We start from the raw sequence: 25,493 nt of genomic DNA, 5'->3' as shown, positions 1-25,493 counted from the left end.
GAGGCAAAACTGTTTTGCTTGTATTCTGTTTCGGCTAAAAGCGTTCGGTAATTCACAACGAGGCCGCCATGTCGAACGACCACATTCCAGTCGAAAAACTGACCGAGCTTGAAGCGTCTTCCGAGCTTGCGTTTCTGGCGGCCGAACTTTCGCGGCACGATGCGCTCTATCACGGTAAGGATGCGCCGGAGATTTCCGATGCGGACTATGATGCGCTGAAACGTCGGAACGATGCGATCGAGACGGCGTTCCCTGATCTGGTTCGCGCTGACAGCCCGTCAAAGAAAGTTGGCTTCACGCCACTTCCAACCTTTGCGCCGATCGTGCATGCGCGCCCCATGCTGTCGCTGGACAACACGTTTTCGGACGAGGACGTGCAGGACTTCGTAGCCTCGGTCTATCGCTTCCTCGGCCAGCTCCCCGACAATTCCATCGCCTTTACCGCCGAACCCAAGATCGACGGACTTTCCATGTCGATCCGCTACGAGAACGGCAAGCTGAAGACTGCGGCGACGCGCGGCGACGGCACCACGGGTGAGAATGTTACCGCCAATATCCTGACCATCAAGGAAATTCCCAATACTCTTCCTGCCGGTGCGCCGGATGTGGTGGAAGTGCGTGGCGAGGTCTACATGGCAAAGAGCGACTTTCTTGCGCTCAATGCCCAGATGGAGGCCGAGGGCAAGCAGACCTACGTCAATCCGCGCAATACGGCGTCCGGTTCATTACGGCAGCTTGATGCCAACGTAACGGCAAAACGCAAGCTGCGGTTTTTTGCCTATGCACTTGGCGAGGTTTCGAATGGCGGCCAGTCGACGCGCCTGGCCGATACGCAGTTCGGCATCGTGGAGACGTTCAAAGCCTGGGGTTTTCCGGTCAACCCGTTCATGAAACGATTCACGTCTGCCGAGCAATTGCTTGAGCATTATCGGGAAATCGGCATCGCGCGTCCTGACCTCGATTACGATATCGATGGCGTTGTTTACAAGGTGGATCGGCTTGATCTGCAGGAGCGGCTTGGTTTCCGTTCGCGCAGCCCACGCTGGGCGACGGCGCATAAATTCCCGGCCGAACAGGCCTTCACCACAGTCGAGAATATTGAAATCCAGGTCGGCCGCACTGGCGCGCTTACACCGGTCGCGCGTTTGACGCCCGTGACGGTTGGCGGTGTCGTGGTGACGAACGCGACCTTGCATAATGCTGACTACATCAATGGCATTGGCAACAATGGTGAGCGCATTCGCCCTGAGGACCATGATATCCGCATTGGCGACACGGTCATCGTTCAGCGCGCAGGAGACGTGATCCCGCAGGTTCTTGATGTCCTGCTGGAGAAGCGTGAAGCCGGTTCGACCCCTTATGCGTTTCCGGAGAAATGCCCCGTTTGCGGCAGCCACGCCGTGCGCGAACGCAATGAAAAGACCGGCAAGCTCGATTCGGTGACCCGCTGCACCGGCGGTTTTGTCTGCCGTGCGCAAGCGGTGGAGCACCTGAAACATTTCGTGTCACGCAATGCATTCGATATTGAAGGGCTTGGCACCAAGCAGATCGATTTCTTTTTCGAAAGCGAAGATCCCACCCTGTCAATCAAGACAGCGCCGGATATCTTCACGCTCAAGGCGCGGCAGGACGCGTCACATTTGACCAAGCTTGAGAATATCGATGGCTTCGGCAAGGTCAGCGTCAAAAAGCTCTTCGATGCAATCGACGCACGCCGTGAAATTGATCTGCACAGGCTGATCTTTGCGCTTGGTATCCGTCATGTCGGTGAGACGACGGCCAAGCTTCTGGCACGCTCTTATGCGACCTATGCCCACTTCGAGGAGAGCATGAAGGCAGCAGCCGATCTTTCCGGTGATGCCTGGGTGGAACTCAACAGTATCGACGGTATCGGTGAGGTCGTGGCGCGCGCTGTTGTGGAGTTCTACAAAGAGCCGCGCAATATCGACGTGATCGATCGTCTGATTCGGGAACTGCAGCCCAAGGAAGCCGAAAAGCCCTCCACTGACGGTAGCCCGGTTGCCGGTAAAACGGTGGTGTTTACCGGGTCGCTGGAGAAGTTCACACGCGATGAAGCCAAGGCACGTGCGGAAAGTCTGGGTGCCAAGGTTGCCGGTTCAGTGTCGAAGAAGACCGATATTCTGGTCGCAGGGCCGGGGGCAGGCTCCAAGCTCGCCAAAGCCGCCGAGCTTGGCGTTCAGACGATGGACGAAGACGAGTGGCTGGCTCTGATCGGGGGATAAACACCGATGGATGACCGCCTTTGGGTTTCCACGGAGCAGGTCGTTGCCCTTGTCGCAGGCCAGTTTCCCCAATGGGCGGATATGCCTGTTCGTCCGGTCGATCATAGTGGCTGGGACAATCGCAGCTTCCGGCTTGGGGAAACGATGCTGGTGCGGATGCCGAGTGCTGCGCGTTACGTTTCTCAGATCGAAAAAGAGCATGTCTGGTTGCCGAAACTGGCGGGCGCTTTGCCGGTTCCCATTCCGGTGCCACTGGTGCGCGGTGAACCAGGGGAGGGATATCCGTATCCCTGGTCGATCTACGCGTGGCTTGAAGGCGAGCCGCTTGTGCAATGTCTAGGCCGCATCGATCTGTCGGTGCTCGCCGAAGACGTCGCAAGCTTCCTGATCGCCTTGCATGCCATTGACGCTTCCAAAGGACCACCTGCCGGGGATCACAATTTTCATCGGGGCGGTTCGCTCAGCGTCTACGATGATGAGGCGCAACTGGCAATGTTGGCGGTCGAGGATGAGGTTGATCCGACGCTGGCGCGCGAGGTTTGGGAGCTTGCACTTTCCAGTTATTGGCGGGAAAAGCCGGTCTGGGTCCATGGCGATATCGCCGAGGGCAATTTGCTGGTCAGCAACAATCGCCTGGCGGCCGTGATCGACTTTGGCAGTTCCGGCGTTGGCGATCCGTCGTCCGATCTCATTCTGGCGTGGAACGTGCTCGATCACGAGAGCCGCGCAGTCTTCCATACCGCGCTGGGTCTCAATGAAGCGGTATGGCAGCGCGGACGCGGATGGGCGTTGTGGAAGGCACTGATTACGCTTGCAGCCCATCGCGACAGGAATGGGGAGCTTGCCGAATGGTCGCGGCGAACCATCCGGCACTTGTTTGAGGATCACCTGGCGCAGCGTTACTCTTGAGAGTTGCTATCGCAGCCGTGCCATGAGGTAGGAGTCGGCATAAGTGCCGTTGCGAAACGCATAGTTCCTCAATGTGCCTTCGATCTCAAACCCGAATTTTTCATAGAGGTGCACGGCGGCTGTGTTGTCAGTAAAAACGGTGAGGTCAATCCGATGGATGTCGTGCCAGTTTTCTGCCGCATCGATCAGCGCGGCCAGAAGTCTGGAGCCGATGCCTTTGCCGACGAAATCGTCATGGATGCCAATCCCCAGTGTCGCGACATGCTTCTGCCTGCCGGATTTCGCATGCAGCCCGGCATTTCCCAGGATACGGCCGCGCCACTCAGCCGCGACGACGATATCCGAGCGCGAAAGTCCCTCGATGTATTGACGTGTGCATGCCACGCTCTGAAAGGGCTGGCGCAACGTGCCGAGGCGGACGCCCGGCAGGTTGAGGACATCGGTCAGACCTTCTGCGTCGTCTGGTATGATCCCACGAACGATCAGGTCGTCGATCCTGAAGTCTGAAGAGGGCGGAGTATCATCTTGTGGCTGTGGCATCGCTGTTCTCCTTGATTGGGCCGGAGAGCAGGTATCCAATTGCCCTGCTCTGGCGGCAGGGCTGGATGGACAAAGATCGCTGGTCTACTGCGCCAATGCTCCATCGCCCGCCGGTTTGCCGGAGGTGATGATGTTAAGCATCGTATTTTTGGACTGTGCGATCATGTTCGGGAGGATGCTGATGCCATGCGCTGCTGTCAACGCCCGTTGTCGTTTTAGACGAGTTTGAACCGTCTCAGCAGCCTTCCGTCGATGGCGGCAAGCCCGGCGGCGATCATTGCCATGCCGGCGAAATGTTTGGGTTCCAGACGTTCGCCAAGGAACATCGAGCCGAGCAGGATGGCGCTGACGGGAATAAGGAAGGTAACGAGGGCAAGGTTGGTCGCTCCCGCCGTTGCCAGAATACGGAAGAAGATCAGGTAAGCGAGCGCAGTTGACAGCAGCGCAATTCCGACCAGCGCTCCCCAGGTTTCCAGGCCAGGCATCGTCAGTGTCCACGGTTTGTCGATCAAAAGGGCAAGCGGGATGAGCATGAGCGTAGACGAGGATATCTGGCCTGTTGCCGTCATCAGCGGTGGTACACCCATGGCCTTGAAGCGGCGGCCGAAGATGCTTGCAAACGCGTAGGAAATGGCCGCGCCCAAGATGGCGATCTGTCCCCAGAACCCCGATGTCGCGCCGGCGAAAGCCGTTGACCCGATCATCGTTGCGACGCCCGCAAAGCCGATCAGAACGCCTGCCAGCTTGTTGCCGGTCATCTTTTCGTCGGTGGTAAGGAAATGCGCGACGATCACCGTAAATAGCGGGGTCGTGGCGTTCAGAACGGAGGCGAGGCCGCTGGCAATATGCGTCTGGCCCCAGACGATCAGGCAGAAGGGAATGATGTTGTTCAGCAAGCCCATGCCGAAAAAGGCGCGCCATACGGCTCCCTGGCGGGGCAAATGAAGGCCCATGACGCGGCAAACAATCAGCAGTGCGATTGCGGCCAGGAAGACTCGCAATGTCACAATCGTCACCGGTGGCAGTTCTTTCACTGCGATGCCGATAAAGAAGAACGATCCGCCCCAGAGCAGGGATAGTGCGACCAGCATCCCCCATTCCCTGGTGTCCATTTGTTTTGGTGTCGACATGATCGTCTCCCTCTCCGAAAGTCGAATATTCCCAAACTAATCGGCCAAACACCACCCGATATGAGTTGAGTTTTCCTCGACAAATTCTCTTGTCGATCTGGTCGTTCTGGCTGATTTATGCTTATTTATCTCCGATTTCTTTTGGTTTTCAAACGATTGTTTCTCGCTGGATGATTGAGGTGAACTAAACTATGGCTGCCGAACTTCCATCTTTGAAAGGCTTGCAGGCATTTGAGGCGGCAGCGCGCTACCGCAGCGTAACACTCGCATCCAACGAGTTGAGCGTGACACCCGGTGCCGTAAGCCTGCAAATCCGCGAACTCGAATCCCGTCTCGGCGTGCAGCTGTTTTTCCGCCGGCCCCGTAGCATTCAGTTGACGCGTGAAGGGGAACGATATTACGGCGCGCTTCGCACGGCGTTTCGGATGATGCGCGAGGCGACGGCGGAACTGACGGCCAGGTCCGGTATCTCGGTTCTGACCTTGAGTTGCACGCCAACCTTCGCCGCGCAGTGGCTGATGCCAAGACTTCCGGCATTTCAGCAACAGAACCCGCATGTCGATGTCCGCATCAGCGTGACCAATCGTCTGGTGGATTTCTCGAAGGATGATGTCGACCTAGCCGTTCGGCACGGGTATGGCCGCTATGAGGGGCTGGAGAGCATCAGGTTCATTGATGACAGCACCTTGCCGGTCTGTTCGCCAATTCTTATCGAAAAACGTGGCGCTCTTCTGACCCCCGGCGATCTGCAATCCGTTCCGCTTCTGCACGATGAAAACCGGAACGAATGGCGGCTTTGGCTGGAAACGGCCGGAGCGATGAATGTCGATGCATCCGGCGGAACCGTGTTCATCGACAGCAACGGTGCGCTTGATGCTGCCAAAGCAGGGCATGGTGTTGCACTCACCCGGCGTTCGCTTGTGTCGCGGGAGCTTGCCGAGGGGACGTTGTTAGCGCCGTTCGAGAAGGATATCACCAGTACGCTGGCCTATTTCCTCGTTTTCCCGCAACGGGCGCTGGACAATCCCGATCTCGTGAAGTTGAGAGACTGGATGCTTTCCGAGGCCGGCTCAGCCACTGACGGTTCTCTTTGAAGTGAAACCGGTTTATGCCGGGATGCTGAAAGAACGGGAATCACTCTTGAAAACCATCGCCATCGACTTCGAAACCGCCAATGAGGAGAGGGGAAGCGCCTGCTCCGTTGGATTGGCATGGATAGAACAGGGTGAGATCGTCCGGGTCGAGGAGCGCCTCATCCGGCCGAAGGACATGCGGTTTTCGCCGTTCAATATTGCCGTTCACGGCATTCGTCCGGCTGATGTCGAAGATGCGCCGGAGTTTCCGGACGTCATGGAAGAGTTCATTGACGATTTTCACGACGCCACAATGATTGCCCACAACGCCGCCTTCGATTTTAGCGTCATGCGGGCTTCATTCGACAAATATCGGCAGCGTTATCCGCGCTTGTCCTATTTGTGCAGCGTCAAGATTTCCCAGCGCGTGTGGCCGCAGCTGCCATCTCACAAACTCAACGTCATTGCCGATCATCTTCAGCTTCGTTTTGTGCATCACAATGCGGCGGAAGATGCCGTGGTTTGCGCTGCAACCGCGATCGCTGCAACAAAGGCACTCAGGGTTGCGGATATTCGCGAGGTGCCGGACAGGATCGGCATGGTAGCCGGTCGGTTGACGTCCACCGGCTACGAGCCGTGCAGCATGAAAAAACGCGTCGCTTCGCGGGTTGCCTGACCGGTCGGACTTCCTATCTTTCATCTGGGTGCAATGGAGAACATGCGATGAAGACGAAGGGTTTGCTGTCGCTTTTTGCAGGATTTCTGGCTGTGCTACCGGTGACAGCCGCGCATTCCGAAGTCGTTGGCGAGGTCGGGGTCGACTGGATCGGAAACGACATTGTCGTCGAGGCTATCGCCGATCCCAAAATCAGTGGGGTGACGTGCCACGTCACCTATTTCGAACGTGGTGTCATCGACCGGCTGAAAAATGGCAACTGGTTTGAAGATCCGTCGAACAACGCCATTTCCTGCAGCCAGACCGGCCCAGTCGAGATTGGCGACATCAATCTGTCCAAGGGCGGTGAAGAGGTTTTTCGGCAGGGCATGTCTCTGGTCTGGAAAAAACTTGTTGTCAGCCGTGTCTACGACAAGACGAATGACACCCTGATCTATCTTATCCACGCCAGGGAACTGACAGACGGTTCTGCCAAGATGGCGATCTCCACGGTGCCGCTCTACAATCAGCCGGTCACATGGAAAAACGGCAAGCCGTGAGGCCTGCCGTTCAACTCGATCTCGATTTTTTCGTTGGGTCCCGTCAGGCGGCTTCGCGCGCCAACTCGTCAGCAATGACGGTGTCGAGGTTGAGGAAGCAGACCATGCTTTTTTCCAGTGCGACGATGCCGCGGCAGAAACTGCGCTGTTCTTCAGGAATGATATCTGGTGCCGGCTGCAGATCTTCCGAACGGATGGTCATCATGTCGGAGACCTGTTCTACCAGCAGGCCGACAAGCTTGCCGCCAATATCGGTGACGATGATGGCGGAACGTTCGGACGGTTCGGTCATCTTCATGCCGAGGCGGCCTGCCATGTCGATGACAGGGATAACGGCGCCACGCAGGTTGATGAGGCCCAAGACGTAGGGCGGTGTGTGCGGCATCGGCGTAACCGGCGCCCAGCCGCGGATTTCGCGGATTGCCATGATGTCGATGCAGAATTCCTGATCGCCGAGATGGAAGGAAACGATTTCGAGATACGCGCCGGATTGCTTGATGGCGTTGGACATGGCCGGAACTTTCCCCTGATGGCTCTCTGGCAGGCCTGTGTGGTATGGAGGCTCTATGCGGTAGCGGGAGTTTTCCCGGAGGACATCATGTCGGTGCTTGAAAACCGCTGGCGGCGATAATGCGCTGCAAGCTTTTAAACATTCCCTAACATTTGCGCCGATGTGCCTCGAAACGGCACGTATTTTTGGGTGTTCTCGCGTGGCAGAAAGCCGGTTATAATCGTTGTCATGAACGAACTTCTTTCCAGTCCGCTTAAATTTGCGCTTGCCGGCATCGCGACCGCTGCCGGATTAGCCGTCGTGATTCTGACGTTCGACGGATGGGTGAAGCATGGTACGGACATTTTCCTTTCCGCCGTCCAGAGCGGAATTTCCTGGTGTTTCTGAGAGATTGATCGGCGTCGAATGTTTGTGACAAATCAGCGCGGTCGGCTGAAATACGTCGAGTTGATTTGCGGCCGCGGACACGGTTGATTATCCAGACGGCGAAGGTCGGCGGTATTCGCTGATGGGCAGGATCGAAACATGAGAAATATTCGCATCGCATTGTGGGCCGTTGTCGTCGTTCTCGGCGGTGTCATTGGCTGGCTGACGCTGGAAATGACCAAGTCGCGTGAGCAGATGGTGGAGGCGCCTTACGGCGTGCCCTTCGAACTGACGGCCCAGAATGGTCAGACGATTACTGAGAAGAACTTCTCCGGCAAGCCAACCGCTCTTTTCTTCGGTTTCACCCATTGCCCTGAGGTCTGCCCGACGACGCTTTTCGAGCTGAATGGCTGGATGGAGCAGGTCGACCCGGCCGGTGACAAGATGCAGGCCTATTTCATCTCCGTCGATCCCGAGCGGGATACACCTGAAATCATGCAGCAATACGTCTCGAATGTCTCGAAGCGGATTATCGGTGTCACCGGTTCGCCCGAGCGGATTGCAGAGACGCTCAAAGGCTATCGCATCTATGCCAAGAAGGTGCCGGTCGATGATAAGGACCCGAACGGTGACTACACGATGGATCATACGGCATCGGTGATCCTGCTCGATGCGAATTCACGCTTTGTGTCGACCATCGCTTATGGTGAAAACCCTGATGTTGCCGTTGAGAAGCTGAAAAATCTTCTGAAAAGCTAAGTCGCAAATACATCGCGTCGCGGACAAAACCGGGCCGAGTTTCACGCTGGGTTATTGGACTTGCGGGTTTTTTGTGGCAAAGGCAAACGCAGACCCGCAGCCAAGGAAAGCAGCCCGCCGTGAGCGAAATTCGACTTTACGTCACCACGACCGAAATCAAGGCCGGTGAAATTCTCGATCTCATGTCGGATTATTTCGGCGAAGAGGATATTGCGATCGCCACGACCGAAGTGGATGAGAAGCGCGACATCTGGGAAGCGTCGATCTATCTCATGGCTGAGGAGGAGGAGGAATATCGTGAGCGCTTCGCAGCGCTGCTCGAGCCAGCTTTCTCGGGCCTCGTCATTGAACAGGAAGCTGTCCCGGATATCGACTGGATCGCGAAGTCTCTTGAAGGCCTGAAGCCCGTTCGGGCAGGGCGTTTCATCGTTCATGGCTCGCACGATCGCGACAAGGTTCGGGCCAACGATCTTGCGATCGAAATCGAGGCCGGACAGGCATTCGGTACCGGTCACCACGGCACCACGGCCGGCTGCCTGGAAATGATCGAAGATGTGCTTCGCGCCCGCACGGTTCGCAACGCGCTTGATCTCGGCACTGGTAGCGGCGTGCTGGCAATTGCCGTTCGCAAGATGCGGCCGATCCCGGTTCTTGCCACCGATATCGATCCGATTGCCGTCAAGGTCGCAAAGGAAAACGTTCGTCTGAACGGCATCGCGTCCGGTATGACTCTGGAGACTGCTCCAGGTTTCCATTCCGATGCGTTTCGCAGGCACGGCCCGTTTGACCTGATCATCGCCAATATTCTGGCGCGGCCGTTGATCAAGATGGCACCACAACTCGTTTCGCACCTGGCGCCGGGCGGTACGGTCATTCTGTCTGGAATTCTGGCGTCGCAACGCTGGAAGGTGCTTGCCGCCTATAACGGTGCGCGGCTCTCGCATGTCCGCACGATCTGGCGCAACGGCTGGGTCACACTGCATCTTCGCAAGGACTGAACTCTTCTTCACCGCATAAAAAAGGCGGCGCTTTCGCGCCGCCTGTGATCAGTCTTGCTGATCTAACCCGCGAGTCGAGGAGGAGGAACTCAAGCGGGTAAACGTATTCCAGTCTCAGACGCGGTGGAGGGAGGAGATCCGCGCCTGAAGGCAATCAGAATACGTAGCTGGACTTTGCCTTGCGGCGAAGTTCTGCGCGGTTCATGCCAAGCGCTTCGAGCGACTTGTCGTCGAGGTTGAGCAGGGCTGCGTCTACGTGGCGGCTTACCTGACGCTCGCGTGCTTCAATAACGCGATCGAAAGCCGTGCGGAGGAAAGACTTTGCCATTTTTCAAATCCTTGGTTGTACGGAGAAGTTTGTCTCCCCGTTCGATGATCTGAATATAAGCGATGCCATTTTGCTTGGTTAGGGGTCTGATTTCAGGGTAGGTATGCGTATTTCGCATGTCTTTCGATCCAATGTATGACTAATGGAATGCGTAATGCATATTTTTTGTGCCAATTTCATTGCTTGAAACGTTGTCTGCCGACATGCCATTGTCGGCTGCGGTGACCGCTTTGCCGGTCATGCCAATCACCACATCAAGATGACAGCATCCGGAAAACACTCATGTTCCAGACCTTCGAAAACAAATCCGCGCCGCAATTCGGCAAGGCCCGCGTTGACGCCCTTCGTGCCCGCTTCGATGCTTTGGGGATCGATGGTTTTCTGGTGCCGCGCGCCGATGAATATCAGGGCGAATATGTGCCTGAGGCATCGGAACGGATGGCTTGGTTGACGGGATTCACGGGCTCTGCGGGGATTGTGCTTGTCACGCGTGACCAGGCGGTCGTTTTCGTTGATGGGCGTTACACGACGCAGTTGACGTCGCAGGTCGATCAATCTGTCTTCAGCGGCGGCGATCTCGTCGGTGCTCCGCCATCGATCTGGTTATCGGAACATGCCCAGCAAGGCTTTCGTCTTGGCATCGATCCCTGGCTCCACACCGATGCGGAGCTGAAGCGTTTTGAAAAAACCTTGGTCGGCAAGGGTGGCAAGGTGGTTCTGTTGGAAAAGAACCCGCTGGATGCGCTGTGGGAAGGTCGTCCGTCCGAGCCGCTGGAACCGGTGACGATCCAGCCGGATGCCTTTACCGGCAAGCTCGCGAAAGACAAGATCGCCGCGGTAGCCGAGACGGTACAGTCAAAAGGCGCTCAGGCCGCGCTGGTGACGGATCCGTCGTCGATTGCCTGGATCTTCAATATTCGCGGCAACGACGTTCCACACACACCGCACCCGCTGGCACGTGCCATCATTTATGCGGATGGAAAGGCCGATATTTTTCTCGACAAGCGGAAAACCGGGATCGAGGTCGAGGCCTATCTCGCACAGCTTGCGACGCAGTTGCCACCGTCCCAGATCGAACCACGCCTGCATGCCATTGCCAGCGCTGGTGGGCGTGTGATGGTCGATATCGATCTGGCGCCCGTTGCCCTGACCCGTGCAATCACCGCGGCTGGTGGCGATCTTGTCGAGGCGGTCGATCCCGTCCGGTTGCCGCGCGCCTGCAAGAACGAAGCGGAGCTTGCCGGCTCTGCGGCGGCGCACGTTCAGGATGGCGCGGCGATGGTCGAATATCTCTGCTGGCTGGACAGCCAGAAACCGGGCAGCATCAGCGAGATCGAGGCCGTAAAAGCGCTTGAGGCAGCACGCGCACGTGTGGGGCAGGCCATGCAGAACCCGCTCAAGGATGTCTCGTTCGATACGATTTCCGGGGCAGGGGAACATGCCGCGATCATTCACTACCGGGTGACGACGGAGAGCGATCGTGCTCTCAAGGATGGCGAGATGTTCCTCGTCGATTCCGGTGCACAATATGTCAATGGAACCACAGATATCACGCGCACGGTTGCGATCGGCTCCGTGCCGGACGAACAGAAGCGCTTTTTCACGCTGGTACTCAAAGGCATGATTGCTATCAGCCTGGCGAAGTTTCCAAAGGGATCGCGCGGATGCGATCTCGACCCTCTGGCGCGTATCGCTTTGTGGAAAGCCGGTGCCGATTACGCGCACGGAACCGGGCATGGTGTCGGCTCTTACCTTTCTGTTCATGAAGGGCCACAGCGTATCTCGCGGCTTGCGACACAGGAGCTGCTGCCTGGCATGATCCTGTCGAACGAGCCCGGTTATTATCGACCTGGCGCTTTCGGCATCCGTATCGAGAACCTGATTTATGTCCGTCAGGCGGAAGATGTGGAGGGTGGCGATCAGCCGATGCTGTCATTCGAGACGCTGACCTGGTGCCCGATTGATCGCCGACTGATCGTTACGTCACTTTTGACCGACGAGGAACTGGAGTGGCTGAATGCTTACCACGCCACCGTGTCCGAAAAAGTTTCGCCGCTGATAAGAGATGCAAACGTAAAGGCATGGCTGGCAGAGGCCACAAAGCCCCTTATGCGATAACGAAATGGCGCAGGGCGATGACAACCGCCCAGCCAGCCACGAGCATGGTCAGTCCCTGAAAACGCAGGCAGACAATCAGCGCGGCAACCATTCCGATCTTGACCTCGTATCCGCCTTCAAAAAAGGCGGGTGCGACGAGCGTGGTGAGAACCGCGACGGGAACGGCATTCAGGCCAGCCTCCATTCGCGGTGGAATGGACTTCATGCGTGTCATCAACACGTAACCACCAATTCGCGTCAGATAGGTGGCGATGGCCGCGAGGGCAATCAGCAGGAGCGTGTCGGCATGAAAAATGTCGCTCATCGGTTTTCTCCCTCGTTCGCGCCGCTCGTGTCCGGCGACGGCGGGCAGAGAACTGCAACGAGGATGCCGACGAGCGCTCCAAGGCTGACATGCCAGGGTGATCCAACGAAATGATAGGCAGCCGTGGCTCCGACCGCGCTTGCCAACATGACGGGGTAAAAATTGGCGCGTGTTCTGAAGCTCAGGACCATGCCCATGAAGTAGATCGGCAGGAGGACATCCAGGCCAATGGCCTTGGGATCGCCGATCAGGTTGCCGAGCGATGCGCCAATGATCGTCATTGCAAGCCAGAATACATAGACTGGCGTGGCAAAACCAACATACCAGGAAAATCCAAGCGTCTGACCGTTTTCATACCGCCTGACGGCTTCGGCGAATTGCGGGTCGACGAGAAGGAAAAAGCCTGCCGTCTTTTGGGCAAAGCTCCAGTGCGCAATCATCTTCGCGATGGCCGCGGAATAGAGGATATGACGGAAGTTGACCGCAAAAACCGAGAGCACGATCAACCACGGCGCAACCTTCTGGCCGAACAGTTCTATGCCGACAAGCTGGCTGGCACCCGCATAAACGGTGCCGCTCATAATGGTTGCCTCGACCACGCTCAGACCATTGTCCACAGCAACGGCGCCAAAAAGAGCACCGAAGGGCGCGGCGGAAAGGCCAATCGGAAGGCCGTTTCGAAGGCCTTCGCGAAAATCTGCGTCAAACATCTGTGATAACTCCTGATGACGCTGCTCCTATAACCCCGCATGCTGGATGGCAAACGAATTGGATGAATGGATCGATTGATTCCCTTGAACATGAAAGGGGATTGTCGCCGCGTCGTCCGGAAATGGATTTGTTGTCATTGCCCAATGACGGTCAGCCTTGGAACGACTGTCATCAGCAAAAAAGACTGGTTCGGTACGTGGCCTGTGTCTGGGTGCGATCAGGCGCGCAATATGTCCCGGCTTTTAATGGTCGTTGCGCCCTTCGCCTGCATGGAGGCGATCGCGGTCTTTATGCCTTTGGGGTCAATTCCGCGACTTGCGTCCTCGATAAATCGAACCTTGACACCAGGGAGCATGTCGATGGCGTCAAGAACGGAGAAGCTGACGCAATAGTCCGTCGCCAGGCCACAGATATCCAGTACGGTAACGCCCTGGCGGCTGAGATAGTCGGCAAGACCGGTTGCCGCATACTGGTCGTTGTCGCGAAAGGCGGAATAGCTGTCGACAGCAGGGTTCTCGCCCTTCTGCTGGATATAGTCGAAAGCTTCCGTCTTCAGGTCGGGATGGAATTCGGCGTCCGCCGTTCCCTGCACACAATGATCTGGCCACATCATTTGCGGTTTTCCGGACAGTTCACCCATGTCAAAGGGCTTTTTGCCGGGATGTTGAGACGCGAAACTGCCATGGTTTTCCGGATGCCAGTCTTGCGAGGCGACGATGAGGTCATATCCGCCATTGTCAATCAAGGCGTTGGCGACCGGGACCACCTTGTCACCATCAGCAACGGCAAGATTACCGCCGGGGCAAAAACCGTTCTGAATATCGATGAGCAACAGAGTCTTCATGATGGACCTCCCGAATTGTTACCTGGAGGATGCCAAGCCAGGATTTTTCGATCAAGTCCTTTATGAACCGCCTTCAGGCAAGAGGTATTGGGCGCAGAGCCCCCAAATGACACTTGTCCCGGTCCTGCCGCAATTGCAGCAAATTTTCGGCCAAGTCGCCCGTTACCTGACCACGCGGCGAAGAAGGTGCTCTGTCCCTTCAGGGTACGGAAAAGATATGCCGCACGACCTGTCGCCTTAATGCGCTGATCTTGATGACATGTTTTTTCAGGGGCACGTAAAGGATTTGGTTACCATAATTCGTCATGCTTCGAACCAGTCAGTTCCGAAACCGGCGAGATCATTGTCCGCGATTCGGATACCCCAAATTTCCTCCGGCTTCAGCCGGATCTGCGTGAACGGTTCGAGTAACGAGTATCATGGCGTTTTCTGCTGCAGCCTATAGTGGCTCCGGCCTTGCCGGTGTGTCTTCCGCCAAGAGAGGTAAATCCTCGTCTCTTGGCCGTATTTCGGCCCTCCTTGCCGGCGGAGCATTTGCAGGTCTGTGTGCGATCACGGCCTTTGCGTCTCTGCATACCATGGCGGCTGCCTCACATGGTGTCGGCAACTTCGAAAAGACACTTGTTGCCCGGCTGGGATCGGCCGAAACCGCAATTGTCGAGACCGCGGAACGGAACATTCACGTCCGCAAATTTTCCCGCCTGAATGATCAGGGCCATGGCAATGAAAAGGCGCAGCGTCTTGCGAGCCTGGCGCCTCAGATCAATTCGAAGGAATTTGCCGACCGTTTCGGTGTCGCCGCCAACGCGAAAGCGCAGGCGCATGTCCGAGAGGTTGCTGCTCTGAAACCGGCAGCCATCGTCGATTCTGCCCTGGGTCGGACCTCTGAAGTCGCTTATCGCGGTCCTGTCGCCGAACACCCTGCCTTTGAGGTTGCTCTGGCACGGCCGCAGATCGAAGAAGAAGCGAGCACTGTGCTTCCCAACGATGTTCCGTTGCCAAGTTTCCGGCCGGAACTGGCTGCTGCGGAAACTGTCGAACCGTCGCCACGTCCGGCTTTGCCGAAAACCCAGGATCAGTCCTCACAAATTGCCGAGGTGCCGGTGCCGGCCCGTGCCCCCGCTCAGCCGAAGCAGAGTACGGGTGCGATGCTTGCCTTCGCAAAGCCCGACAATCCGGTGCGTGAGCCCAGCAAGATGGATGCTGTTCCGTGGCCGGATCGCGGCGGTGGAACGGCTATCTACGATATCTCTTCCGGTGTCGTGCATATGCCGAATGGTGAGAAGCTCGAAGCGCACTCTGGTATCGGCAAGATGCGCGACAATCCTGAGTATGTTCACGTGAAGATGCGTGGTTCCACGCCGCCATCCAGCTACAAGCTGACCATGCGCGAAGCGTTGTTTCATGGTGTGGAAGCCATTCGCCTGACGCCGGAAAACGGTGTCAATCCACACGGCCGCAACGGTCTGCTGGCGCATACGTACATGCTGGCGAAACGTGGTGAATCGAATGGTTGCGTCGTGTTCCGCGATTACTCACGCTTCCTCGCAGCGTTCAAGCGCGGTGAGGTGAAGCGCATGGTCGTGGTGCCGAAGCTGAACGGCAACCGCCCCACACTGGCCAGCACCGGTGGTAACGGCGGAGCGAAAAGCGGCAAGACCTTGCTCGACATGTTCTCGCGTGGGTCGGACTCCTGACCTTGTTGCGACAAGGCTCAGGCGTCTGCGGTAGATATCGGCGTTAAAACGTCTTACTTGCCGCGCCGCTGGGTCAGCATCATTCCACCCAGGATCAGCAGGATACCGAGTGCGCTTGGCCATATATTCGGTGGGTTCTCACTGAAAAGATCCAGCAAAACACCTGAGACCATCTGACCGCTGATGACCAGCAGGGCGGTGTTGACTGCGCCGATACGGGGGATGAGCCAGCTTCCCGATGCGATGAAAACCACGCCGATCGGCCCCCCGATAAAGGCGAGCCAAGGTGCATCGGCTGCACCCGGCGGGATCAGACCGCCAAAGATCAGCCCGATGATCGTCAGCACAACAAAGCCGACGATATGGTTCCAGAACGATGCAATCAGTGGTGAGTTGGAAAGGCTGAGCCGACCGTTGATCTGGCGGCTCAGTGCCACGAAAAGCCCGCCCGTGAAAGCCATCGCTATCCAGAGGATCATGATGCTCTCCCGACAAGAATGATGAGCGCGCTGCCGCCGAGGATCAGCGCGACAGCAGCCATGTCGCGCATATCCGGGCGTCGTTTCGGAAGGCCGAAAAGACCGAGGAGATCCGCCAGAAGACTGAAAATCACCTGTCCGCCGAGCCCAAGTGCGATAGTGCCCGACAGCGCCAGAGGCGAGTTGACGGCAGTGGAGGTGAGTATGACGATTGCCGCGCCGACGACACCGCCACAATAGGCCCAAAGCGGTGCCTTCGGCTTGGCTGTTCCGTCCACTTCGGTCCTTCCACGCAGGATCGCCAGATAGATCAATGCTGCTACCGTGCCGGTGCCATGGGCTGTCCAGGACGAAAACAGCGCGTTTCCATAATGGGCAAGCTGGCCATTGAAGTGCACCATCAGTGTCAGAAGACAACCGCTGGCGAAAGCGGCAGCAAGGTGGAGCGGATTGAGACGGGGATGCGTCGTGTCAGTCATGGGGAAGCCGGAGACTAGCTGGAGATATGATTCAGCTCTAACCGATATGCTGTTGAAGAGGAAACAAATTTCCGGGTTTTCCCGGCATGTCATCGTGTGTGGAACAAATGCCGACGGCGGGCCGTTATCGTCTCATGCAAAAGACGACACGCAAGCCCCTTAAACGAATGACGATTTTCGTCATTTCCATCTTCATCGTTGCCGCTGTTATCGCGGCAATCTATCTCATCGGTTTCACACCGGGAGAGGTCTGAGGTGCCTAGCCGGTCAGTCCTTTCCTGACCGATTTTCCGCGTTCCAGCGCAACACTAAGTTTTGCAAACGCCAGGCGAACGCTCCGGACGATGAATCGGCTTGTTTCCAGGTAGGCGCGGTAAGGAAGCACGGTGAAATATCGCCATCGCGGCAGGCGATAAATGCGCAGATTGTTCTGAATCTGGCTTTCGCCGTCCGCATCCTGCGTCGCACAAAGCGGTGCGATGAACGCGGCCTTGATGCCGGAAAGATATTCCAGATCGAAGGCAATATCGTAGGCGAGCCGCATGGGCACCAGCCTTGATATCCAGCTTGCCGCTTTGCGATTGACGAGATAGGCGCCCGATCCCTTTTCCCGCGTCAGTGCGATCGCCAGCGAGCGACCATTGGGAAGTGTGCGGAACGGAAATTTCCGCCCATTGCTGACGGTGGTCAGGCGCAACAAATCCCAGTCATTGCCGAAGAGAGATGCCTGATCGAGCGATTCCACGAAGTCAGATTCGAAGGCGACGTCATCTTCCAGGATCAAGGCGAGATCAGCGTCAGTTTCGAGAAACTTGCGGACGCAGGCGATGTGGCTGAGATAACAACCGATTTCCGGTGGCGAGGTGCGGCGACCGTGCATCAGCATATAGGAGATTTCGCTGAATTCCGGGATGGGATAGTTCAGTTCCCTGCCGTTAACGCCGGGAATACGGTCCGCAGTCAGTCCAGCAGCCTCGAGGCGGGACGTCATATCCTCAAGGCGTTTTTTCGCACCATCCATATTGATGAGGAAAACCGCGAGCTTTTTCCTGCTTGTCTGCAATATGTGCAAAACAGCCCTCACCAAGTTTGCGCATCTATGTCGGCATTTTCCTTATTGCAGCGCTGAACTCATGGCTACGCGAAAAGTTTTGTATCAAAACTTTTCTTCGGTTTTCATGCTTTTTCCACAAACCCATCCAGGACACGCTTTTGTCCGGCGCGGTCAAAATCGATCGTCAGTTTGTTCCCCTCTATCGCGACAATATTGCCATTGCCGAATTTGAGATGGAACACACGGTCCCCAACAAAAAATCTGGATGGCGTGTCTGCGACAGATTTCGCCACCAGTTCACCGTCGATGGTGCGGGTGCGAGGACCACTTTCGCCGTAGCCGATGCGCTCGACCGCATGCCCGGACCGCGTGCCCCAATTGTCACGGGTGGCATCGGACCGGTTCTGCTGGGCACGTTTCCAGCCCGGTGTGGAATAGTTGTTCGCGAAGGGATCTGCCTTGTCGAAGCGTGACTGGCCATAGCCACCGCGCCCGCCATATCCTCCGTAATTGCTGTCGGAAGCGGCAACATCGACATGCGCCGGAGGCAATTCGTCGAGAAAACGCGAGGGCAGGGTGGATTGCCACAGGCCATGAATGCGCCGGTTCGAGACGAACCAGATGTGGCAGAGTTTCTTGGCGCGGGTGATGCCGACATAAGCAAGGCGCCGTTCTTCCTCCAGACCGGAGCGACCGCCTTCGTCGAGGGCGCGCTGGTGCGGGAACAGTCCTTCTTCCCAGCCAGGCAGGAAGACAGTGTCGAATTCCAGCCCCTTGGCCGAGTGCAACGTCATGATGGAAATGGCGTCGAGCTCTTCGTTCTGCTCGGCATCCATGACGAGAGCGACATGTTCGAGGAAGCCACGCATGCTTTCGAAGGCCTCCATGGAACGGATCAGTTCCTTGAGGTTTTCGAGCCGGCCCGGCGCTTCCGCGGATTTATCCGCCTGCCACATGGCCGTGTAGCCGCTTTCGTCGAGGATCTGCTCGGCAAGCGTTGTATGTTCGGTGTTTTCCAGCAAGCCCTGCCAGCGGCGGAAATCCTGTACGACATCGAACAGCGCTTTGCGTGCTTTAGGCTTCAACTCATCGGTTTCAATGATATCGGCTGCTGCCGCCAGCATCGGGATGTCGCGGGCGCGGGCATAATCGTGAAGCGCGCGGATCGTCGTGTCGCCAAGGCCACGTTTGGGCGTGTTGACGATCCGTTCGAAGGCAAGATCATCCGCCGGCTGGCAGACCATCCGGAAATAGGCCATGGCATCGCGAACCTCCATGCGCTCATAGAAGCGCGGGCCGCCGATGACGCGATAGTTCAAGCCAAGCGTCACAAAGCGGTCTTCGAATTCGCGCATCTGGAACGAGGCTCGGACCAGGATCGCCATGTCGTTGAGTTTGTGGTTCTTGCGCTGAAGCTGCTCGATTTCCTCGCCAACCGCACGGGCTTCCTCTTCCGAGTCCCAGGCTGCGTGCACGACGACCTTTTCGTCATCCGGGCTACTTTTTTCGGTGAACAGCGTCTTGCCGAGACGGCCTTCATTGTGGGCGATCAGATGCCCGGCTGCGCCCAGAATATGCTCGGTCGAACGATAGTTGCGTTCGAGCTTGATGACCTTGGCGCCTGGAAAATCCTTGTCGAAGCGCAGAATGTTGTCCACTTCCGCACCGCGCCAGCCATAGATCGACTGGTCGTCGTCGCCAACGCAGCAAACGTTCTGCGTCTCACCCTTGGCGCGCTGCGCCAGCAGCCGCAGCCACATATATTGGGCCGTGTTGGTGTCCTGATACTCGTCAACGAGAATATATCGGAACTTTTGGTGATAATCCTTCAGGATATCCGCATGGCGACGGAAGATGCTGATGGGATGCAGAAGAAGGTCGCCGAAGTCACAGGCATTCAATGTCTTCAATCGCGCCTGATAGGCAGCGTAGAGTTCACGACCTTTTCCATTCGCAAACGCGCGGCTGTCACCTTCCGGGATATCCGGCGGTGTCAGCCCCTTGTTCTTCCAGTTGTCGATCATGCCGGCGAACTGTTTTGCCGGCCAGCGCTTGTCATCAAGACCTTCGGCCTGAATAAGCTGCTTCAGAAGTCTGACGACATCGTCGGTATCGAGAATGGTGAAGTCGGTTTTCAAGCCTACGAGTTCGGCATGGCGTCGCAACAGTTTCACACCGATGGAATGGAAGGTGCCGAGCCAAGGCATGCCTTCGACAGCACCGCCGACCAGAACGCCAATACGCTCCTTCATTTCGCGGGCGGCCTTGTTGGTGAAGGTCACCGCAAGGATCTGGCTTGGATAGGCTCTGCCGGTTGCCAGAATATGGGCAATACGTGTCGTCAGAACGCGGGTCTTGCCGGTGCCTGCGCCAGCCAGAACGAGGACCGGGCCATCCAGCGTTTCCACCGCTTCACGCTGTTCGGGGTTGAGACCGGACAGATAATCGGGAGCGGGACGAGCCTGATCGCGGGCTGCCATGGCGCGCGCAGCGATGCCCAGTCCACCAGCGGAGGGGGCTGCTGGTGACTGACGGCGTGGCTCGGAGGGTTCTTCATCGAAGAACGGCATATCGTCGAAACTGTTGCTCATGCGGCCCAATGTAGTGATTCGGGATGTAAAGGCCAGAACCACGTTCTGCTTTTATTCCGGTATCGCCCGCCAAAACGCCTATTCCAAGGCATTTTTCGATCAGGCGGGTTTATCTGCGTCGAAGGCCGGGTCAACGGGCACCTGCAGCGCCGTCGCAAGCTGGTTTGTCTTGGCGGCAAGCGCAATCACCCGCAGCAAATCCGCATGTTCGGCGGAAGTCATGCCCTTGGCTTTTGCCGCCGCCGTATGCGAGTGAGCACAATAAGAGCAGCCATTGGTCACCGAAACCGCGATGTAAAGCATTTCCTTGACGAGGGGGTCGAGCGCCGACGGCGTCGCCATAACCGCTTTCACTTCGGCCCAGGTCTTTTCCAGAAGGTCGGCATCGAAGGCGAGATAGAGCCACATATTGTTGATGAAATCCGATTTCCGGGTGGCACGGATGTCGTCGAAGACTGCTTTGACGCGCGGATCTGTTTCAGGATTTGGGTGTTTTTCTACGGTGCTCATTGTTTCCTCCTGTCGTCATTGCTTCGTAGGGCAATGGATCGGGAGATTACCGCAACAGCAGATATTTGCGATGGCAATGCGATGCCCTGTCGGTACGGCCAGAAAACCATTCAAATTACAATTACGTAAGGAACGTATTTGTGCGTTGCCTTGAAACTGGCAAGTGGGAATACTGCAATCAATCCCGGTGATTATCATCGACCGGAAACAATACTGCTGTGCGGATCAATCGGAGAGATATATGCGGGTCTGGAAACAGGTGGGTGTCAGCCTTGCCGTCGTTGGGGCGGGGCTCTGTTTTTGGGCGTTTGTTTCGCCCGACGCCCGAAATGTGCTCGCAAGTTTCGGCATTGGCGCCGAGAAAGCTGCTCCAGTCGAGGTGGCGCAGGCCACACCCGGGCAGGCTGCAAAACCCGGCCAGAATGGCGGCGCAGGCCGTAGCGGCGGTAACGCAACATTGGTCGTTACCGCGCCTGTGAAACAGGGCACGGTCAATGACCGTTTGAATGCCATCGGTAACGGCGAAGCCATTCAGTCCGTCGTCGTCATGCCGCAGACCTCAGGCACGATTTCGGAAATCCTCATTTCTTCGGGTGCCAAGGTCAAAAAGGGCCAGGTGCTGGCGCGGCTGGATGACGACGAGCAGGTGATCGAGCGCGACAAGGCACAGGTGGCTTTGAAGAGCGCAATCGAGAAGTCGAATTCCTACAAGAATCTGAAGTCGATGTCGCGTCTCGATGTCTTCGATGCCCAGATTGGCGAGGAGGCTGCAAAGCTTGCACTCAGCACCGCGGAACTCAACCTCAAGCGCCGTGACATCGTCGCTCCCATCGATGGCATTGCCGGTATCGTCGCGGTGAACATCGGAGATAACGTAACGACGCAGTCGAGCGTTGTCAGCATCGACGATCGCTCCAGAATTCTTGTCAATTTCTGGGCCCCGGAACGTTTCACGACAGCGATATCGGTTGGCATGCCGGTGGACGCCACATCGATCTCGCGGCCTGGGGAGACCTTCAAGGGTGAAATCGAGGCGGTTGATAACCGGGTTGATGAAGCGAGCCGCACGATCCGGATTCGTGCCCGTTTTGACAATGCGAAGGATGAGTTGCGCGCCGGCATGTCATTTGGCGTCACCATGCACTTCAGCGGCGAGGCCTATGCCTCGGTCGATCCTCTGGCTGTTCAATGGGATGCTGAGGGGTCTTACGTCTGGCGCGTTGCCGACGGAAAATCCTCCAAAGTGCGGGTGCAGATCGTGCAACGCAACCCCGATGCCGTTCTGGTGAGGGGTGAATTGGCGCAGGGTGAGCCCGTTGTCACTGAAGGGCTGCAGCGTGTGAGAGAGGGCGGTGCCGTGCGTGTCGCCAATGAAAAACCGGCGGAGGTTGCCAGCCAATGACAGCACAGACGCCGCCGTCCGGTCAGGATTCAAAACTCGCCTTCACCGCGCTCTTTGTTCGCCGCCCCATTCTGGCAGCGGTGATCAATACGCTTCTCGTCGTGGCCGGGCTTGCAGCGCTTGTGGGTGTCGAAGTCCGCGAATTGCCGGATGTCGATCGTCCTGTCATCAGTGTTCGTACAACCTATGACGGCGCTGCTCCTGAAACGATCGATCAGGAAGTCACGCAGACGATTGAAGGTGCTGTGGCGCGCGTCAGCGGCGTCAAGACGATCTCGTCCCAGTCGCAGTTCGGCACCAGCCGTGTGACGCTTGAATTTGGCGACAATGTCGATCTGGCCGTTGCAGCGAACGATGTGCGCGATGCCATTGGCCGCGTAACGAACCAGTTGCCTGACGATGCCGACGAGCCGCAGATCATCAAGGCGGATTCCGATAGCCAGCCAATCATGCGCCTGGCTGTCACATCTTCTACGCTCAGCATGGAAGACCTGACCAAGCTGGTGGATGACGAGATCATCGACCGGTTGGCTTCTGTCGACGGCGTGGCTGATGTCGAGCTTTACGGCGATCAGGAAAAAGTCTTCCGCGTCGATCTCAATCAGGCGGCGCTGGCAAGCCGTGGTCTGACGGTAACGGACGTGTCCAATGCGCTGGCCAGTGCCGCGCTGGACGTCCCGGCCGGGTCGCTTAAAAGCACGACGCAGGACATCGTCGTGCGTGCAACGGCAAGCCTGACCAAACCGGAAGATTTTTCCAATCTGCTTATCAAGGACAATATTCGTCTCCGTGACGTGGCGACTGTCATGCTCGGTGCGGACGATGAATCCACTTCGCTGCGGTCCAACGGAGTGCAGGGCGTTGGTCTCGGCGTCATCCGTCAGGCGCAGTCCAACACCCTCAATATTTCGACAGGCGTAAAGGCTGCGGTTGATGCCATGACGCCAAACCTTCCAGAGGGAACGCGTGTCGTCGTCACCAGTGATGACGCCGTCTTCATCGAAGGAGCGTTGCACGAAGTCGAACTGGCGCTAGGGCTTTCTGCGCTGATCGTTGTCGTTGTCCTCTACCTCTTCCTTCGTGACTGGCGGGCGACGCTTATTCCGGCAATCACCATGCCGGTTGCGCTGGTTGGTACACTCGTTGCCATCTATATGGTCGGCTTCTCGATCAACATCCTGACGCTGCTTGCCATCGTGCTGGCGACGGGTCTGGTCGTCGATGATGCCATCGTGGTTCTTGAAAATATCGTGCGCCGCCGTGCAGAGGGTATGGGGCCACGCGCAGCCGCGGTCCTTGGTACTCAGGAAGTGTTTTTCGCGGTTCTGGCGACGACCGCGACGCTGGCAGCAGTTTTCATTCCGCTATCGTTCCTGCCGGGCCAGCTTGGTGGTCTGTTCCGCGAATTCGGTTTCGTACTCGCCTTCGCTGTCGGCTTGTCTTCGGTCGTGGCCCTGACACTTTGCCCGATGCTCGCGTCCAGAATGCTGAAGCATGGCCTGAAAGAACCGACTGGGCCGCTTGCCTGGTTCGGCAATGTCTTTGCCTCTACCTACAAGTCCACCCTTTCATCGTGCCTCAACAATCCGCTTATTGTGATTGTAGTTGCTCTCGGTTTCTCGGGTCTGTCGTGGATTGCCTTCGGCATGATCCAGAATGAGTTGACACCGCGTGAAGACCGCTCGTCGATCATGATGCGCGTTACGGCTCCGCAGGGCGTCAGCCTGGAATATACGCGCGATCAGTTGCAGCGGATCGAAGAGAACCTTCAGCCGCTTCGCGACAGTGGAGAAATCCGCAACATCTATTCCATTACCGGCATGAACGGTTCGTCCAATACGGGCTTCATGGTTCTGACGCTCGCGCCGTGGGCTGACCGCGAGCGGACGCAGAACCAGATCGCTGCGGATGTCACCTCGGCTGCCAACAAGGTGCCAGCACTGCGCGGCAACGCCATGCAGCCGAACAGCCTTCGCATTCGTGGTGCCGGCAACGGACTGCAGATGGCGATGGTGGGCAGCAACTATCAGGCCCTGACAGAAGCGACGCAGAAGCTGTTGTTGTCGATGGAAGAGAGCGGTCTGTTCGATACGCCGCGTTTCGATAACGAACCGAACCAGGCTCAGCTTTCCGTTTCGATCGATCGTGAACGCGCTTCCGACCTCGGTATCGATATCACCGGTCTGTCGCGCGCCATGCAGTCACTCCTTGAAGGGCGCTCCATTGTTGACGTCTTCGTCGACGGTGATGCGATCCCGGTTCGCCTCCTGTCTTCGACGCGGCCGATCAACGACCCAACGGATCTCGAAAACGTCTTCCTCAAGACGGGTGACGGCAAGATTGTGCCGATGTCCGTCATTGCCAGCCTGAAGGAAAACGCGGTTGCGCCGCAGCTCAATCGCGAACAGCAGCTTCCGTCTGTTGGCTTTACTGCCAACCTCAGGGATGGCGTATCGCTGGGTGAGGCTGTCGCCAAGGTCAATGAACTGTCTCAGTCCATTATGCCCGCCGGTGCGCGTCTGCTGCCGCTTGGCGAGGCGGCAACGCTGGAGGAAAATTCCAGCGGTATGCTGCTGACCTTCGGTTTCGCCATCGCCATTATTTTCCTGGTGCTGGCAGCGCAGTTCGAAAGCGTCCTGAGTTCGATCATCATCATGTCGACAGTGCCGCTCGGGCTCGCTTGTGCCGTGATCGCATTGCTGGTCACCGGCTCGAGCCTCAATGTCTATAGCCAGATCGGTCTCGTGCTTCTGGTCGGGGTGATGGCCAAGAATGGTATTCTCATTGTGGAGTTCGCCAACCACCTGCGCGATCAGGGAGCGACGGTGCGTGAAGCGATCGAGAAGGCTTGCAGCATCCGCCTGCGCCCGGTCATGATGACGATGATTGCCACCATTCTCGGTGGCGTGCCGCTGGTCCTGGCGCAGGGCGCTGGTGCAGAAGCCCGTATCGCGCTTGGCTGGGTCATTGTCGGAGGACTTGGCTTTGCGACGCTGGTCACTCTCTACATCACACCGGTTTCGTATCTTCTGATTGCCCGTTTCGCCAAGCCGCAGGCCGACGAGGAAATTCGTCTGCATCGCGAACTCGAGATGGCTGCACGCCGAAAGGCGCTGGAGGAAGACAAGCCGCTGCTGGCTGCTGAATAGAAAACGATTGCCGGAAATTCCTTTCCGGCAGCGTTGCAATGCTGGACAAAGCCCAGAGTGTATCCCATACCACCTGTCGAAAT

At 57.2% G+C, this 25,493-nt stretch carries 22 protein-coding genes; 11 read left to right on the top strand and 11 right to left on the bottom strand.

Going from position 1 to position 25,493, the window contains the following annotated elements; genetic code table 11:
* Nucleotides 1-68 precede the first annotated feature (68 nt).
* Complete coding sequence (gene ligA, locus FY156_11360) at nucleotides 69-2,243, top strand: NAD-dependent DNA ligase LigA (GenBank protein UXS02014.1); 2,175 nt, start codon at nucleotides 69-71, stop codon at nucleotides 2,241-2,243.
* 6 nt (nucleotides 2,244-2,249) lie between these two features.
* Entirely contained in the window at nucleotides 2,250-3,152 is a 903-nt protein-coding gene (locus FY156_11355; protein UXS02013.1) for an aminoglycoside phosphotransferase family protein, read from the top strand.
* Nucleotides 3,153-3,158: 6 nt separating this feature from the next.
* On the opposite strand, the gene FY156_11350 is transcribed toward FY156_11355, so the two are convergent.
* Both FY156_11350 and FY156_11345 read right to left on the bottom strand, forming a co-directional pair.
* Nucleotides 3,159-3,692, bottom strand: coding sequence for a GNAT family N-acetyltransferase (locus FY156_11350; protein ID UXS02012.1), 534 nt, complete (start codon nucleotides 3,690-3,692; stop codon nucleotides 3,159-3,161).
* 215 nt (nucleotides 3,693-3,907) lie between these two features.
* Nucleotides 3,908-4,822: an EamA family transporter gene (locus FY156_11345; protein ID UXS02011.1), complete on the bottom strand. Its 915-nt coding sequence runs from the start codon at nucleotides 4,820-4,822 to the stop codon at nucleotides 3,908-3,910.
* A 191-nt stretch (nucleotides 4,823-5,013) separates the two neighbouring features.
* Here FY156_11345 and gcvA point away from each other — a divergent pair, with 191 nt between their 5' ends.
* Genes gcvA through FY156_11330 form a run of 3 tightly spaced genes read left to right on the top strand, consistent with a single transcriptional unit; the run spans nucleotide 5,014 to nucleotide 7,110 of the window.
* Complete coding sequence (gene gcvA / locus FY156_11340) at nucleotides 5,014-5,916, top strand: transcriptional regulator GcvA (GenBank protein ID UXS02010.1); 903 nt, start codon at nucleotides 5,014-5,016, stop codon at nucleotides 5,914-5,916.
* Nucleotides 5,917-5,962: 46 nt separating this feature from the next.
* Nucleotides 5,963-6,571: a 3'-5' exonuclease gene (locus FY156_11335; protein ID UXS02009.1), complete on the top strand. Its 609-nt coding sequence runs from the start codon at nucleotides 5,963-5,965 to the stop codon at nucleotides 6,569-6,571.
* 47 nt (nucleotides 6,572-6,618) lie between these two features.
* Nucleotides 6,619-7,110: a CreA family protein gene (locus tag FY156_11330; GenBank protein ID UXS02008.1), complete on the top strand. Its 492-nt coding sequence runs from the start codon at nucleotides 6,619-6,621 to the stop codon at nucleotides 7,108-7,110.
* 43 nt (nucleotides 7,111-7,153) lie between these two features.
* On the opposite strand, the gene FY156_11325 is transcribed toward FY156_11330, so the two are convergent.
* Nucleotides 7,154-7,621 (bottom strand): purine-binding chemotaxis protein CheW, encoded by a 468-nt coding sequence (locus FY156_11325; protein UXS02007.1) that lies wholly within the window; start codon nucleotides 7,619-7,621, stop codon nucleotides 7,154-7,156.
* A 525-nt stretch (nucleotides 7,622-8,146) separates the two neighbouring features.
* On the opposite strand from FY156_11325, the gene FY156_11320 reads away from it, so the two are divergent.
* The 3 genes from FY156_11320 (at nucleotide 8,147) to FY156_11310 (ending at nucleotide 12,190) form a co-directional block, all read left to right on the top strand.
* Nucleotides 8,147-8,746 carry an SCO family protein gene (locus tag FY156_11320; protein ID UXS02006.1) on the top strand — a complete coding sequence of 200 codons (600 nt, stop codon included), beginning with the start codon at nucleotides 8,147-8,149 and terminating at the stop codon, nucleotides 8,744-8,746.
* Nucleotides 8,747-8,865: 119 nt separating this feature from the next.
* Entirely contained in the window at nucleotides 8,866-9,744 is an 879-nt protein-coding gene (locus FY156_11315) for a 50S ribosomal protein L11 methyltransferase (GenBank protein ID UXS02005.1), read from the top strand.
* Between the two features lie 610 nt (nucleotides 9,745-10,354).
* A complete protein-coding gene (locus tag FY156_11310) occupies nucleotides 10,355-12,190 on the top strand; it encodes an aminopeptidase P family protein (protein UXS02004.1) in 1,836 nt (611 codons plus the stop codon).
* Here FY156_11310 and FY156_11305 read toward each other — a convergent pair.
* From FY156_11305 to pncA, 3 genes are all read right to left on the bottom strand, one after another.
* Nucleotides 12,180-12,494 (bottom strand): AzlD family protein, encoded by a 315-nt coding sequence (locus FY156_11305; GenBank protein UXS02003.1) that lies wholly within the window; start codon nucleotides 12,492-12,494, stop codon nucleotides 12,180-12,182. The genes FY156_11310 and FY156_11305 overlap by 11 nt on opposite strands.
* Nucleotides 12,491-13,204 (bottom strand): AzlC family ABC transporter permease, encoded by a 714-nt coding sequence (locus FY156_11300; GenBank protein UXS02002.1) that lies wholly within the window; start codon nucleotides 13,202-13,204, stop codon nucleotides 12,491-12,493. The genes FY156_11305 and FY156_11300 overlap by 4 nt, the downstream gene beginning before the upstream one ends.
* 218 nt (nucleotides 13,205-13,422) lie before the next feature.
* The gene (gene pncA, locus FY156_11295; protein ID UXS02001.1) at nucleotides 13,423-14,049 is read right to left on the bottom strand and encodes a bifunctional nicotinamidase/pyrazinamidase; all 627 of its coding nucleotides are present in this window, start codon (nucleotides 14,047-14,049) and stop codon (nucleotides 13,423-13,425) included.
* Nucleotides 14,050-14,468: 419 nt separating this feature from the next.
* Here pncA and FY156_11290 point away from each other — a divergent pair, with 419 nt between their 5' ends.
* On the top strand, nucleotides 14,469-15,746 hold the full coding sequence (locus tag FY156_11290) for a DUF2778 domain-containing protein (protein ID UXS02000.1): 1,278 nt from the start codon (nucleotides 14,469-14,471) through the stop codon (nucleotides 15,744-15,746).
* 53 nt (nucleotides 15,747-15,799) lie between these two features.
* Here FY156_11290 and FY156_11285 read toward each other — a convergent pair whose 3' ends face one another.
* From FY156_11285 to FY156_11265, 5 genes are all read right to left on the bottom strand, one after another.
* A complete protein-coding gene (locus tag FY156_11285) occupies nucleotides 15,800-16,225 on the bottom strand; it encodes a DMT family transporter (GenBank protein ID UXS01999.1) in 426 nt (141 codons plus the stop codon).
* Nucleotides 16,222-16,704 (bottom strand): DMT family transporter, encoded by a 483-nt coding sequence (locus FY156_11280; protein ID UXS01998.1) that lies wholly within the window; start codon nucleotides 16,702-16,704, stop codon nucleotides 16,222-16,224. The genes FY156_11285 and FY156_11280 overlap by 4 nt, the downstream gene beginning before the upstream one ends.
* 259 nt (nucleotides 16,705-16,963) lie before the next feature.
* Nucleotides 16,964-17,776 (bottom strand): glycosyltransferase family 25 protein, encoded by an 813-nt coding sequence (locus tag FY156_11275; protein UXS01997.1) that lies wholly within the window; start codon nucleotides 17,774-17,776, stop codon nucleotides 16,964-16,966.
* 104 nt (nucleotides 17,777-17,880) lie between these two features.
* Entirely contained in the window at nucleotides 17,881-20,349 is a 2,469-nt protein-coding gene (locus FY156_11270; protein UXS01996.1) for a UvrD-helicase domain-containing protein, read from the bottom strand.
* A gap of 99 nt (nucleotides 20,350-20,448) precedes the next feature.
* On the bottom strand, nucleotides 20,449-20,859 hold the full coding sequence (locus FY156_11265) for a carboxymuconolactone decarboxylase family protein (protein ID UXS01995.1): 411 nt from the start codon (nucleotides 20,857-20,859) through the stop codon (nucleotides 20,449-20,451).
* Between the two features lie 241 nt (nucleotides 20,860-21,100).
* Between FY156_11265 and FY156_11260 the strand changes: the two genes are divergently transcribed.
* Both FY156_11260 and FY156_11255 read left to right on the top strand, forming a co-directional pair.
* A complete protein-coding gene (locus FY156_11260) occupies nucleotides 21,101-22,261 on the top strand; it encodes an efflux RND transporter periplasmic adaptor subunit (GenBank protein ID UXS01994.1) in 1,161 nt (386 codons plus the stop codon).
* Nucleotides 22,258-25,410, top strand: a complete 3,153-nt coding sequence (locus FY156_11255) for an efflux RND transporter permease subunit (protein UXS01993.1) — start codon at nucleotides 22,258-22,260, stop codon at nucleotides 25,408-25,410. Before FY156_11260 ends, FY156_11255 begins: the two co-directional genes overlap by 4 nt.
* The last annotated feature ends 83 nt before the right edge of the window (nucleotides 25,411-25,493 follow it).

This window comes from Agrobacterium tumefaciens (assembly GCA_025559845.1).
Taxonomy (GTDB): domain Bacteria; phylum Pseudomonadota; class Alphaproteobacteria; order Rhizobiales; family Rhizobiaceae; genus Agrobacterium.
This window is presented reverse-complemented; position numbering and strand designations above follow the sequence as displayed.